Annotated in this window: 11 protein-coding genes and 4 tRNA genes; 12 read left to right on the top strand and 3 right to left on the bottom strand. The window is 31.1% G+C overall.

Annotated elements, in window-relative coordinates; genetic code table 11:
• Window positions 1-37 precede the first annotated feature (37 nt).
• A tRNA-Leu gene (locus tag AC8IG9_RS04655) sits at window positions 38-124 on the top strand.
• A 7-nt stretch (window positions 125-131) separates the two neighbouring features.
• Window positions 132-557 carry a hypothetical protein gene (locus AC8IG9_RS04650; RefSeq protein WP_507425640.1) on the top strand — a complete coding sequence of 142 codons (426 nt, stop codon included), beginning with the start codon at window positions 132-134 and terminating at the stop codon, window positions 555-557.
• 3 nt (window positions 558-560) lie between these two features.
• On the opposite strand, the gene AC8IG9_RS04645 is transcribed toward AC8IG9_RS04650, so the two are convergent.
• Window positions 561-2,498 (bottom strand): DNA gyrase/topoisomerase IV subunit B, encoded by a 1,938-nt coding sequence (locus AC8IG9_RS04645; protein WP_507425639.1) that lies wholly within the window; start codon window positions 2,496-2,498, stop codon window positions 561-563.
• 110 nt (window positions 2,499-2,608) lie between these two features.
• Complete coding sequence (gene glnA / locus AC8IG9_RS04640; protein WP_507425638.1) at window positions 2,609-4,018, bottom strand: type I glutamate--ammonia ligase; 1,410 nt, start codon at window positions 4,016-4,018, stop codon at window positions 2,609-2,611.
• A 144-nt stretch (window positions 4,019-4,162) separates the two neighbouring features.
• Here glnA and AC8IG9_RS04635 point away from each other — a divergent pair, with 144 nt between their 5' ends.
• The 6 genes from AC8IG9_RS04635 to lon all read left to right on the top strand — a co-directional run bounded on the left by AC8IG9_RS04635 (window position 4,163) and on the right by lon (window position 11,902).
• A complete protein-coding gene (locus AC8IG9_RS04635; RefSeq protein ID WP_507425637.1) occupies window positions 4,163-5,647 on the top strand; it encodes an NAD(P)H-hydrate dehydratase in 1,485 nt (494 codons plus the stop codon).
• A 164-nt stretch (window positions 5,648-5,811) separates the two neighbouring features.
• Window positions 5,812-5,895 (top strand) — tRNA-Leu (locus AC8IG9_RS04630).
• Window positions 5,896-5,903: 8 nt separating this feature from the next.
• On the top strand, window positions 5,904-7,370 hold the full coding sequence (tig, locus tag AC8IG9_RS04625; protein WP_507425636.1) for a trigger factor: 1,467 nt from the start codon (window positions 5,904-5,906) through the stop codon (window positions 7,368-7,370).
• 26 nt (window positions 7,371-7,396) lie between these two features.
• Window positions 7,397-8,011, top strand: a complete 615-nt coding sequence (locus AC8IG9_RS04620) for an ATP-dependent Clp protease proteolytic subunit (RefSeq protein WP_507425635.1) — start codon at window positions 7,397-7,399, stop codon at window positions 8,009-8,011.
• Window positions 8,012-8,122: 111 nt separating this feature from the next.
• Complete coding sequence (gene clpX / locus AC8IG9_RS04615; protein ID WP_507425634.1) at window positions 8,123-9,409, top strand: ATP-dependent Clp protease ATP-binding subunit ClpX; 1,287 nt, start codon at window positions 8,123-8,125, stop codon at window positions 9,407-9,409.
• 81 nt (window positions 9,410-9,490) lie between these two features.
• The gene (gene lon, locus AC8IG9_RS04610; RefSeq protein ID WP_507425633.1) at window positions 9,491-11,902 is read left to right on the top strand and encodes an endopeptidase La; all 2,412 of its coding nucleotides are present in this window, start codon (window positions 9,491-9,493) and stop codon (window positions 11,900-11,902) included.
• A gap of 1 nt (window position 11,903) precedes the next feature.
• Here the strand turns inward: lon and AC8IG9_RS04605 are convergent, their stop codons facing one another.
• Complete coding sequence (locus AC8IG9_RS04605; RefSeq protein ID WP_507425632.1) at window positions 11,904-12,734, bottom strand: sulfite exporter TauE/SafE family protein; 831 nt, start codon at window positions 12,732-12,734, stop codon at window positions 11,904-11,906.
• Between the two features lie 51 nt (window positions 12,735-12,785).
• On the opposite strand from AC8IG9_RS04605, the gene AC8IG9_RS04600 reads away from it, so the two are divergent.
• The 4 genes from AC8IG9_RS04600 (at window position 12,786) to AC8IG9_RS04585 (ending at window position 13,677) form a co-directional block, all read left to right on the top strand.
• Window positions 12,786-13,040: a hypothetical protein gene (locus AC8IG9_RS04600; RefSeq protein ID WP_507425631.1), complete on the top strand. Its 255-nt coding sequence runs from the start codon at window positions 12,786-12,788 to the stop codon at window positions 13,038-13,040.
• A gap of 61 nt (window positions 13,041-13,101) precedes the next feature.
• Window positions 13,102-13,177 (top strand) — tRNA-Val (locus AC8IG9_RS04595).
• A gap of 6 nt (window positions 13,178-13,183) precedes the next feature.
• Window positions 13,184-13,513 carry a gamma-glutamylcyclotransferase family protein gene (locus AC8IG9_RS04590; protein WP_507425630.1) on the top strand — a complete coding sequence of 110 codons (330 nt, stop codon included), beginning with the start codon at window positions 13,184-13,186 and terminating at the stop codon, window positions 13,511-13,513.
• A gap of 86 nt (window positions 13,514-13,599) precedes the next feature.
• Window positions 13,600-13,677: transfer RNA gene (locus AC8IG9_RS04585), tRNA-Asp, on the top strand.
• Window positions 13,678-13,694: the final 17 nt, after the last annotated feature.

The raw sequence follows: 13,694 nt of genomic DNA, 5'->3' as shown, positions 1-13,694 counted from the left end.
ATAGTTAAAAAGGTTGGTAACCAATACGTTTTAAAGGGCCCTCGTGGTGGAATTGGTAGACACAAAGGACTTAAAATCCTTGCCCTTTTTGGGAGTGCCGGTTCAAGTCCGGCCGAGGGCACCAAAGTATTATGAAATATTTATTTTTATTATTATCTTTAATTTCTTTTTTTACTTCAACTGAAGCGGATGCAAAAAATAAACTCAAAAATGACGGCTCAGAACAGATTATTGGCGACCATAATAATGAGAGTAAACCTTTTTTTAAAGACAAGGATTTATATAAACCAAAAAATGTAATTATAGATAATGATTTCGATGTTACTTACTCTTTGCTAACATCAGATAAGACTTGCAAAATTATTTTTGAAATTAAAAATATTTCTAAATTTGAAAAAATAAACTCTTTTAGCGTTGATATTTATACTTATAGTGGTGGGAAAATAGAGGCTTTTGTTACTGAAAAAAGATCTAAGCCTAACGAAACCGTAACCACACAAATCTTACTTGGAAATGTTGAGTGCGATAATATAAGAAAAATAAATTTTTATAAATAATATTTACAAGTCAATATTTTTTACTTTAGGAGCGTTTTCTTCTATAAATTTTAATCTTAAATCGGCATTTTTTCCCATAATATTTGATATTAATTTATTAGTTTTTTTGTAATCACTATTAGGAACTGTTACTCTGATCAAAGATCTAGTATTAATATCCATAGTCGTTTCTTTTAATTGCTGTGCCATCATTTCACCAAGACCTTTAAATCTACTTATCTCAATTTTAGATCCTTTTTTAAGATTCTTTAATAACTTGTCTTTTTCGATATCATTACGAACATAATAAATTTGATTTGATATAGTTAGTTTGTAAAGAGGAGGAACAGCAAGATATAAATGTCCATTTTTAATCAAATTTGGCATTTCACAAAAAAAGAAAGTTAAAAGTAAACTTGCAATGTGATCACCATCAACATCAGCATCAGTCATGATAATTACTTTTTCGTATCTCAAATCCTTGTCGACATACTTTTCACGTCTTTGACAGCCAAGCGCCTGAAGTAAGTTCGATATCTCGGTATTTGCTAATATTTTTGTAGTATTAGAATTTTTAACATTTAATATTTTTCCTCTTAAAGGAAGTATAGCTTGAAAATTTCTATCTCTAGCTTGTTTTGCAGATCCACCAGCAGAATCCCCCTCAACTATAAACAATTCAGTTCCTTCTACTTTTGAGCTTGTGCAATCTGCAAGTTTACCGGGTAGACGTATTTTTCTTGTTGCGCTTTGTCTTCCAACATCAAGATTTTGATCTAATAAATTTTTTTCTCTTATTTTCCCTTCAATAAAAGCTAGAATAGAATTTGATGCTTTTGGATGTTGATTAAACCAATCTTCCACTGATTTTGCTATAGAAGTATCGCAATATTTTTGAATATAAGCAGATGATAATCTAGATTTAGTTTGTCCTTCAAATTCTGGATTGTTAATAAAAATAGATACAATGTAACTGGCGTTGGACAGGATTTCATCCGCACTTGCACTTGCTACCAGTTTATTGTTTTTAAATTTTGCAATTTTTCTTATGGATTTTGCAACCCCAGATCTAAAACCTTGTTCGTGAGTTCCGCCATTAGTAGTTAATACTGAGTTACAAAATGAAATTTTAAATTCAGAGATTTCATTGTGCCATTGAATTGCAAATTCAAACTTACCTTTATCATCATCAAAGTTATTTTTATGATGGCATGTTTTATCATTTATTTTAGTAAAATTTTTAGTTTCGCTATCTAAATATTCAATAATGCCGTCCGGAAAGAAGAGCTTTGCGTTGTTAGGAGTGTCATCTTTTCGGTTTATTAACGACCTGTCACATTCCCAATGTATTGTAATGCCTTTAACTAAATAAGCTTTGCTCTTACAAAGATTATATAATTTATTTGGAACAAAGTTTATTTCTTTTCCAAAAATCTCTTTATCAGGAATAAATGTAACTTGAGTTCCATTTTTAATCTTGGATTTCCCTTTTTTGGTTAATTTGTTTAGAGGTTTTCCTTTAGAATAATTTTGTTCAAAAATAGTTGAATTTTTAAAGACTTCTATTTTAAGTTTTTCAGACAGGGCGTTTACAACTGAAAGTCCGACGCCGTGCAAGCCAGCAGAAGTTGAGTATGTTCCTTCTTTAAATTTTCCACCTGAGTGCAATGTTGTCATTACTATTTCAAGTGCTGTTTTATTTTTCTTTGGATGTTTATCTAAAGGAATTCCCCTTCCATCATCAGTTACAGTTAAAGATTTGTCTTTATTTAATTTTACGTAGATATTTTTTGCATACCCTGCAGTAACCTCATCCATCGAGTTATCAATAATTTCAGTGGCAAGATGGTGAAAAGCAGTTTCGTCAGTACCACCAATATACATTCCAGGTCTTTTTCTAACTGGTTCAAGACCTTCTAGAATTTCAATGTCTTTGGCTGAATAATTATTATTTTTAACCACAGACTAAGCATTAGATTAATTTGAAAAAAAATACAGACGTAAATTTATTTTATGCAAAAAAAAACCCCGTATTTTTAGATACGGGGTTTTTAAATTTTAAAACGCTGTAATTAGCAGCTGTAATACATTTGATATTCAACTGGGTGAGGAGTGTGTTCCATATTGTACACCTCAGTCATTTTTAGCTCAATGTAAGCGTCAATTTGATCATCAGTGAATACTCCACCAGCAGTTAAAAAGCTTCTGTCTTTATCTAAGTTTTCTAACGCTTCTCTTAAAGAACCACAAACTTGAGGAACTCCTTTAAGTTCTTCAGCAGATAAAGAATATAAATCTTTATCGAATGGTTTTCCTGGATCAATTTTATTTTTTATTCCATCAATTCCTGCCATTAACATACAAGCAAAAGTTAAATATGGATTTCCAGCGGCGTCTGGGAATCTAACTTCAACTCTTTTTCCTTTTGGATTAGAACTAAAAGGTATTCTGCAGCTTGCAGATCTATTTCTAGCAGAGTAAGCAAGAATAACTGGAGCTTCAAATCCAGGGATTAATCTTTTGTAGCTATTTGTTGTAGAATTAGTGAAAGCATTTAGAGCTTTTGCGTGCTTAATAATTCCACCGATGTAGTACAGGCATTCTTGAGAAAGGCCTGCATATTTATCGCCAGCAAAAAGAGGCTTTCCATTTTTCCAAATAGATTGGTGACAATGCATACCAGAGCCATTGTCTCCTTTAATTGGTTTTGCCATAAATGTTGCAGTTTTTCCAAATGAGTGCGCAACCATTTGAACTGCATATTTATAAATTTGCATATTGTCCGCATTACGAACCATAGTATCGAACATTGTACCTAATTCATGCTGAGAAGGAGCAACTTCGTGGTGATGTTTTTCAACTTTAACACCCATATCCTTCATAGCTTTTAATGCTTCAGCTCTTAAATCTTGGCAGCTATCAACTGGAGGCACTGGAAAGTAACCGCCCTTAACAACTGGTCTGTGACCCATGTTACCATTTGGATATTCTTTGTCTCCGTTATAAGGACCTTCGTTACTATCCACTTGGAAAGATACTTTTTGCATAGTGTTAGAAATTTTAACATCGTCAAATATAAAAAATTCTGGTTCAGGTCCAAAATAAATAGTATCGCCAATACCAGTAGTTTTTAAATAAGCTTCAGCTTTTTTTGCAATAGATCTAGGGTCTCTTTCGTAATAATCTTTTTTTATAGGATCCATGATGTCACAAAATATAACTAGGGTATTATGTGAAGTGAAAGGATCGACAAAAGTTCTAGATAAATCTGGTTTCAGGATCATGTCAGATTCATTAATTGCCTTCCATCCCGCAATAGACGATCCATCAAAAAATGTTCCATCATTTAAAAAATCTTCATCAATTGTTGTTAGGTCCTGAGTCATATGTTGAAGTTTTCCTCTAGGATCAGTAAATCTCAAATCTACAAATTCGATTTCCTTTTCTTTAATTAATTTTAAAATGTCTGTTGCTTCGCTCATTATTCTCCTTTGTTTATTAAACTTGTTTATTTTTTTATTGTAGATGTACTATAACTATAATCAATAAATTCCATTGTATTTTAGTTATGCCAGATATGCATAATAGTAGTATTGAAAATTAAACTATAGATTGATTTTAGAAAAATGATTTTAAATTCATCAGAAATTAAAGCTATTGAGCAAAAAGAATTTAAATTAAGAAAAAATTCATTCTCATTAATGCAATCTGCAGGAGAAAAATGCGCAGACTATATATCAAGCAAGATTTCTCAGAATGAAGAATTATTTATTGTTTGTGGTTCCGGTAATAATGGGGGGGATGGTTTTATAATCGGACATAGTCTTATAAATAAAGGTTATAAAGTTAAAATTTTTCTAGTTCTTTCAATAAAAAATAAGAAAAATGATAATTATAAAGCCTTTAAACAGCTCAATTGTAAAATCTTTAATTTAAAAGATTTAGAAAAAGAACTTAAAAAGAAAACAAACCCAGTAATTATAGATTGTGTTTTTGGAATAGGTTTAAATAAAAATATAAACTCAAATATCAAAAATTTAATTAAATTAATTAATAATAAAAAAACTTTTGTTATTTCAATAGATATACCAACGGGAATTAGTGCTGATACTGGAAAAATAATGGGTGAAGCTATTAAGGCGAATATAACCTTAGCTCTTCATTGTAAAAAAGTAGGTCATGTATTGTTTCCTGGAGTTTATTTTTCTGGATTGATAAAAATTTTAGATATTGGAATAAGAAAATCACTAAATAAATTTATAAATAATAAGATCGCAGAGAATGATCCAAAGTTATGGATTAAAAGATTTCCTTGGAAAAAATACAACTCTCATAAATATTCTAGGGGTAAAGTTTTTATTTACGGTTCTTTAAAAAATTATATAGGTGCATCATTATTATCATCAAATGCTGCTATTCGTTGTGGAGCTGGAGCGGTCACTATTATCGCTAATAAGAATACTGTTGATAAATATAATCAAAGTTTTTTTTCGTTATTAAAAGTTGAAATTAATTCTCAAAAAGAATTTCAAGATTTTTTGAAGAATTCTTTGATCACTTCATTTCTTATTGGTCCTGGGGCAGGCGCTAATCTAGAAACGGTTGAAAATGTTAAATTAATTTCAAAGTATATTAATCATGTGGTTATAGACGCTGATGCAATAACTTCTTTTAGTAAGAATCCTAAACAGTTATTTTCTATTTTAAATAAAGATAAAATTATTACACCTCATGAAGGTGAGTTTAATAGAATTTTTCCAAATTTAAAAAATCTTAAAAATAAAATTGATAGAACTGCAGCGGCAGCAAAAAAAGCAAATTGCATAGTGGTCTTCAAAGGCCCAGATACAATCATTGCTTCACCAGATGGAAAGGTTTGTATTAATACAATTACAACTGAAGAATTAGCAGTCATTGGCTCAGGAGATGTTTTGAGTGGAATAATAACAAGTCTCATTGGTAAAAATAAAATGTCATCTTTTGATGGGGCTTGTGCTGGAGTGTGGATACATTCTTTTGCGGCAAGAATGGTAAAGAAAGGATTGATAGCGGAAGATATAATTAAGAATTTGCCAAAGACATTAGAGCAACTAGATAAAAAATATAATTAATTCTGTTTTGTTTTTACGAAGAACAACTTTGTTATCAAATCATAACTTAATCAGCTTTTATGTAAGCAAATCCTATCCTTTTGAATGTCATTTTCTTAAATAATTCCTAGAAAGGATTTAATAATGTAGCTATATTCGCCACTTGAATTTTAATTAATATTAGAGCGGGAGTGGTGGAACGGTAGACACGCCAGTCTTAGGAACTGGTATCGAAAGATGTGAAGGTTCAAGTCCTTTCTCCCGCACCATGTAGTATATGAAAGTAACAATATCAGAATCAAAAGGTTTAAAGATCAATCTTAATGTTTTAGTTAAAAAACAAGAGATTGATAAAAAGATAGAAGAAAGAACTGTTGAGTTACAGAAGACAGTTAGCATAAAAGGCTTTCGACCTGGAAAAGCACCAATTGATTTATTAAAAAAACAATTTGGACAAGCTTTATATGGTGAAGTTGTTGAAAAAATTCTACAGGACAATACTTTTCAAGCCTTAAATGATAATAAAATAAAACCAGCGGGACAGCCAAAAATTGAAATTAAATCTTCAGGAGAAGATAAGGATTTAGAATACACAATTTCTGTAGAAAAAACTCCAGAGATAAAAAAGATCGAATTAGAAAAAATAGCTCTTACCAATTATAAATTAAAAATAGAAAAAAAAGATTTAGATGACAGAATTAATTTATTAGCAGAAGGTCAAAAGAAATATGTTAAAAAAAAAGAAGATGAAACATCTGTTAAGAGTGATTTAGTAGTATTTGATTTTGAAGCTACAGTTAATGGTAAGGCTTTTGAAGGAAATAAAGGCGAAAAGGTCCAAATTATTTTAGGAAAAGAACTTTTCATTAAAGGTTTTGATGAGCAATTATTAATGTGCAAAGCTGGCGAAAAAGTAAATGTTAAAATTAATTTACCAGATAATTACCCAAATAAAGAACTAGCAAATAAAAACGCTATATTTAACTGCAATATTTTAGAATTAAAAAAATCAGAAGCTGTAAATATTGATGACCAATTTGCCAAAAATTTAGGAGCAAAAGATTTAAATGATTTAAAAGTTTTGTTAGAAAAACAATTATCTAGAGAACAATCTTCAGTTACAGAAACAATCGTTAGAAAAGAAATCTTAGATTATCTTGATAAAAATTGTAAATTTGATTTGCCAGAAGATATGGTTAAAAATGAACAAGAAATAGTTAGGCATAGCTTTATTCATGAAAAAGCTCATAAAGATGAGCCTCATGATGATCATAAACATGGGCATGATCATTCAGATATAAAACTTACTAAAGAAGAAGAAGATGAAGTTTTAGATATTTCAGAACGAAGAGTTAAATTGGCTTTGGTTTTAAATCAAATAGGAGAAGATTATAAAGTTCAGGTAACGACACAAGAGTTGCAACAAGAACTGCAAAAACAAATGAGTATGTATCCAGGGCAAGAAAAACAAATTAGAGAGTACTACCAAAAAAATCCTTCTGAAATTACAAGATTAAGAGGACCAATATATGAAGATAAAATTGTCGAGTTAGTTAAATCTAAAGCAAAACTTACTGTTAAAGAAATTAATAAGAAAGAGTTAGAAGAGCTTGTAAAAGATTTGTCATCAAACCTTAAGTCCAAATCATCAGCCAAGTCAGCAAACAGTAGTGATGATAAATCCCAAAAAGAGACAAAATTAGAGGATAAATCAAAATCTTCAAAAAAGATTAGTAAAAAATAAACAAAGCCTGTAGAATCTGATTCTCTATGAAAGATCATATTGATATTCAGATGAACACTCTTATTCCAATGGTGGTTGAGCAAACCAGCAGAGGAGAAAGAGCTTATGATATTTATTCAAGACTATTAAAAGAGAGAATTATCTTTTTAGTAGGTCCAGTAAATTCTCATGTAGCAAGTTTAGTTTGCGCTCAATTACTTTTCTTAGAATCTGAGAATCCAAAGAAAGAAATTTTTTTATATATTAATAGCCCAGGAGGCGTGGTCACTGATGGGCTCGGAATTTATGACACAATGCAGTATGTCAAATCTCCAGTTTCAACAATTTGCATTGGACAGGCAGCGTCAATGGGGTCATTCTTGCTTGCTGCAGGAGAGAAAGGAAGCAGATTTTCTCTTCCAAATGCTCGTATAATGGTTCATCAACCTTCTGCAGGATTTCAAGGACAGGCCACTGATATTCAAATTCATGCAAATGAAATTTCTTATGTAAAAAAACGTCTTAATGAAATTTATTCTAAACACACAGGGAAAGACTTAAAAGCTATTCAAGAAGCTTTAGAGAGAGACAAGTTTATGAGCCCTGAGGAAGCTAAAGATTTTGGGATAATTGATAAAGTGGTAGAAAAAAAAGCAGATTAACTAAAATATATCCACAATTTACAAGCAATATATAGTTTAGATTCAACTTAGACTTGCTTTTAGAGTCAAGTCATTGTTTTATAAAACTTAACTGATTCGATCATTTTAAACATGGCTAAAGATAATAAAAACACACTTTATTGTTCCTTCTGCGGAAAAAGTCAGCATGAAGTTAGAAAGCTTATAGCTGGTCCAACAGTTTTTATATGTGATGAGTGCGTTGAACTTTGTATGGATATCATCAAAGAAGAAAACAAAAGCAATTTTGTTAAGGATGATGCCGGAGTTCCAACTCCTAAAGAAATTTGTAAAGTTTTAGATGAGTACGTTATTGGTCAAGACAAAGCAAAAAAAGTTTTATCTGTTGCCGTACACAATCATTACAAAAGGTTAAATCAAGATTCTAAGAGTAGTAAAGATGTTGAAATTTCAAAATCTAACGTACTGCTTATTGGACCAACTGGTTGCGGAAAAACATTATTAGCTCAAACGCTTGCTAAAATTCTAGATGTTCCATTTACTATGGCTGATGCCACCACTTTAACAGAGGCCGGTTATGTTGGAGAAGATGTGGAAAATATTATTTTGAAATTATTACAAGCTGCAGATTATAACGTCGAAAAAGCTCAAAGAGGAATTGTTTATATAGATGAGGTTGATAAAATTAGCAGAAAAACAGAAAATCCTTCTATTACAAGAGACGTGTCTGGCGAAGGAGTTCAGCAAGCCCTTTTAAAAATTATGGAAGGAACAGTTGCTAGCGTTCCTCCACAAGGCGGAAGAAAACATCCTCAACAAGAATTTTTACAAGTTAACACTACTAATATTTTATTTATCTGCGGTGGAGCTTTTGGTGGACTTGAGAAAATCGTATCAGTAAGAAGCAAAGGTACGGCAATGGGATTTGGAGCCACAATTAGAGAACACGACAATAAAAGTACTGGTCAAATATTAAAAGACTTAGAACCAGAAGATTTATTAAAGTTTGGATTAATTCCGGAGTTTATAGGAAGGCTTCCAATTGTAGCAACTTTAGACGATCTACATGAAGAGGCTTTAATTAAAATACTACAAGAACCAAAGAACGCTTTACTTAAACAGTATGCAAAGCTTTTTGAAATTGAAGGAGCTAAACTTACTTTTACCAAAGACTCTCTGTCAGCTATTGCTAAAAAAGCTTTAATTAGAAAAACAGGTGCGAGAGGTCTTAGATCAATTTTAGAAGATATTTTACTTGAAACAATGTTTGAACTTCCTTCGCAATCTAATATTAGCGAGGTTGTAATTAATAAAGATGTTGTTGATGGAAAGATAAAACCACTGCTTACTTACTCAAAGAAAAACAACCAAGCCACAACCTCAAGCATTCCTAATAGTAAAGAGAGTAAAATAGGCTAGTTATTCACAGTTGAAATAACTTTAAACGTCCCCATATAGATTTAATCTTGTTATAAATTTAACTATTGTTATTGATAATTTATGGACACTAAAGACCTAAAAAACGCTAATCAGAGCCAATACCCAGTATTGCCTTTAAGAGATATCGTTGTTTTTCCAGGTATGGTAGTTCCTCTTTTTGTAGGAAGAGAGAAATCTATTAACGCTTTAAATAGTGTTATGGACAAATACAAAAAAATTATTCTTGCAGCTCAAAAAAGCCATGACGTTGACGATCCAAAAGATAATGAAATTTATGGAGTTGGGTGTTTAGGGGAAATCTTACAGTTATTAAAACTTCCAGATGGAACAGTTAAAATTCTAGTAGAAGGAAAAGAAAGAGTAAAAATTAATCAATATCATAATGAAGAAAAGAATTTTTTATTAGCTTCTTGCTCAGGATTATCCGACGATCATGGTAAAGAAGATTTATCTTTATTATCAAAAGCAGTTGTAAATAAATTTGATAAATTAATTAAAGTTTCAAAAAAAGTTTCCGAAGAAGGACTAGAGGCAATTAAAGATACAAAAGAACCTTCAAAAGTTGCTGACGCAGTTGCCAATCAAATCCAAATTAGTTTAGTCGAGAAGCAAAAATTATTAGAAAACTTGTCCGTTCAAAACAGATTAGAATCTCTTTTGACATTTATCGAAAGCGAAATTGAAGTTCTATCTGTTGAGAAAAAAATTAGAGGGAGAGTTAAAAATCAAATGGAAAAAACTCAAAGAGAATATTATTTAAATGAACAATTAAAAGCCATTCAAAAAGAATTAGGAGAATCAGAAGATGGAAAAGATGAAATTCAAAATTTAGAAGAAGCTATTAAAAAAGCTAAAATGACAAAAGAGGCAGAGGAAAAATCTCTTGCTGAACTAAAAAAATTGAAGTCAATGAGTCCTATGTCTGCAGAGTCTACAGTAGTTAGAAACTATTTAGATTGGATGGTGTCATTGCCTTGGGGAAAAACCTCTAAAGTAAATACAGATATCAATAATGCGAAAAAGATTTTAGATGAAGATCATTATGGGTTAGAAAAAGTAAAAGATAGAATCTTAGAATTTTTAGCTGTTCAAAGTAGAATTAATAAAATTAAAGGTCCTATTCTTTGTTTAGTAGGAGCGCCTGGAGTTGGAAAAACTTCTTTAGGTAAATCCATTGCTAAAGCTACAGGAAGAGAGTTTGTAAGAATGTCTTTGGGTGGAATTAGAGATGAAGCAGAAATTAGAGGACACAGAAGAACTTATATTGGATCATTACCTGGAAAAATAATTCAGATGATGAAAAAATCTGGAAAAAATAATCCTTTAATTTTATTAGACGAGATAGATAAAATTGGAAATGATTATAGAGGAGACCCTTCTTCAGCGTTGTTAGAGGCTTTGGATCCAGAACAGAACACGACGTTTAATGATCATTATCTTGAAGTAGATTATGACTTATCTAATGTAATGTTTGTTACCACTGCAAATACATTAAATATTCCTGGTCCATTATTAGATAGAATGGAAGTGATTAGAATTTCTGGCTACACAGAAGATGAAAAAATGGAGATAGCTAAAAAATATCTTTTACCAAAGCAAGTAAAAGAAAATGGATTGAAACCAGGCGAATGGGCTGTATCTGACGAAGCTTTAAAAGATATTATTAGATATTACACAAGAGAGTCTGGTGTTAGAAGTTTAGAAAGAGAAATTTCAAAACTTGCAAGAAAAGGTGTAAAAGACATTGTTACCAAAACTAAAGATACAATTAAAATTGATGAGAAAAATCTTAATGATTATCTTGGTGTTAAGAAATTTAAATATGGAGAAATTGAAAATAAAGATGGCACAGGAATAGTAACAGGACTTGCTTGGACAGAAGTTGGCGGCGAGTTATTAACTATTGAATCTGTAATTATGCCAGGAAAAGGTAGTATGGAAATTACTGGAAAATTAGGCGAGGTGATGCAAGAGTCAGTTAAAGCCGCAAAATCTTTTGTTAGATCTAGATGTATAGAATACGGAATTATTCCACCGGTATTTGAAAAAAAAGATATTCATATCCACGTTCCAGAAGGAGCGACCCCAAAAGACGGACCTTCAGCTGGTATTGCAATGGTAACTTCAATTGTTTCATCTTTAACTGGAATCCCAGTTAAGAGAGATGTTGCAATGACAGGAGAGGTTACTTTAAGAGGTAGAGTTCTTCCAATCGGTGGTTTAAAAGAAAAATTACTAGCAGCACTTAGAGGAGGAATTAAAACTGTTTTAATCCCAGATGAAAATGAAAAAGATCTAGCTGAAATACCTAAAAATGTAATTGATGGTTTAAAAATAATTCCAGTGAAAACAGTTGATGAAGTATTAAAAGTTGCTTTAACTAAAACTTTAACACCTGTTGATTGGGTAGAAATTGATATTTCCCAGACACAAAAAAGCAAAGAGATAATAAACGAAAGACCTGTTAATTAAATTATTTAATATTTAGGTACTCTGTAAAGCTTCTAAGAGAAATTATAATTAAATAAATACCAAATATTTTAGTAATTAAGTTTCTACTTACTTTATGAACAACTTTTGCGCCTAGCGGTGCCATCATCATAGTCACTGGAACAAATACTAAAAATCCAGCCAGATTAAAGTAGCCAAAACTAAGAGGGGAGTTGACTTTTGCAAACAATGCTCCGCTTGAAACCATACTAATAGTTCCTGAAATCGCTATTAAGATTCCAATAGCAGCAGATGTTCCAATTGCCTTTCTCATGTCGTACCCAAATAATCTCATAAAAGGAACTGATAATGAGCCGCCACCTATTCCTAATGGCACAGAAATAAAGCCAATAAAATTTCCAATTATAATTTTATATATTTTTGGAATATTTCTTTGAGTTTCTTCTAATTTTGATTTTAAAAGTAAAAAAAACAAACCCACTAAAAAAGCAAAAAAGGAAAAGAATAAGATCAAGTTAGCAGTCTTTAAGTTTGAAGCTAAGAATGTTCCAGTAATAACCCCTAAAACTATATAGATCCCGAAAGATTTTATAAGACCAAAATCAACAGCATTAAATTTCATATGTGTTTTAGTAGACATGATCGAAGTGGGAATAATAATTGCAAGAGAAGTTCCCAAAGCCAAATGCATTTTGGTTTCCATGTCAAAACCAAGAACTGTAAATGCGTAGTAAAGCGCAGGCACCATTACTAAGCCTCCACCAACTCCAAGTAAGCCTGCCATAAAGCCAGCAACTGAAGCAGCAACAACCATAACAAATATAAGATAAAATGCTTGCGACCAATCAATCATAAAAGTTAACTTATATATTTTTAGTTAATAAGTAGTAGTTAATATTTAAAAATGAAAAAAAATAAAAAATATCTATATATATTTATTGGATTATTATTGATCTGGTATTTTTATCCAACAAATTATTTAAAAAACTGTGTAAATGATTTTAAGAATAAACAGACATATTATAATGAAAAATTCTCCGAACAATACGGATTGATTACTTGCGCAAAAATCAAAAAGGAAGATCTTAATACTTTTAATCTTTTAAAAGGCAGAGTCTTTTCAAAAACTACTGCATTTAAAAAGTACTTACCTCGTTAGATTAGGTTTTTATTATTTCCTCTTTCTATTTTTATTGCTATATAAAACCTCCTAAGCAAAAGGGCGATTAGCTCAGTTGGTAGAGCATCTCGTTTACACCGAGAGGGTCGGGAGTTCGAGTCTCTCATCGCCCACCATTTTTTATGGATAGATTATTCGTCTATGGCAGTCTTAAGCCAAATGAAAAAAATAATTTCTTATTAAGTGAAATTAATGGAACCTGGAGAACAGCTTTTACTTATGGTTTTGTAAAAAAAATAAGTCTTGGACCAAAGGAAGTTTACGATGCCCTCATTTTAGATAACAATGGAGATAGAATTGAAGGTTATTTATTTTATTCTTACGCATTAAAAAATTTATGGAAAAAATTAGATATGTTTGAAGGTAGTAATTATAAAAGATTGGAAACGAACATTAATATTAATAACAAACAAAAAGTTAAGGCTTTTGTTTATTTGTTAAAAAATAATTAGAATTTAATATAAATAAGTATATATAAAGTTATTAAGAAAACTTTAATTGTGGTGACAGCATAATTTTGACTGCACCACTTTTTTTAGGGGGTGTAGCTCAGCTTGGTTAGAGCGCCTGCCTGTCACGCAGGAGGCCGCGGGTTCGAGTCCCGTCACTCCCGCCAGTATTAATAGTATGCAA

This window comes from Candidatus Allofontibacter sp. (assembly GCF_040404065.1).
Taxonomy (GTDB): domain Bacteria; phylum Pseudomonadota; class Alphaproteobacteria; order Pelagibacterales; family Pelagibacteraceae; genus Fontibacterium.
Note: the sequence above shows the minus strand (reverse complement) of the source record. Positions and strands in the feature narration are given on the sequence as shown.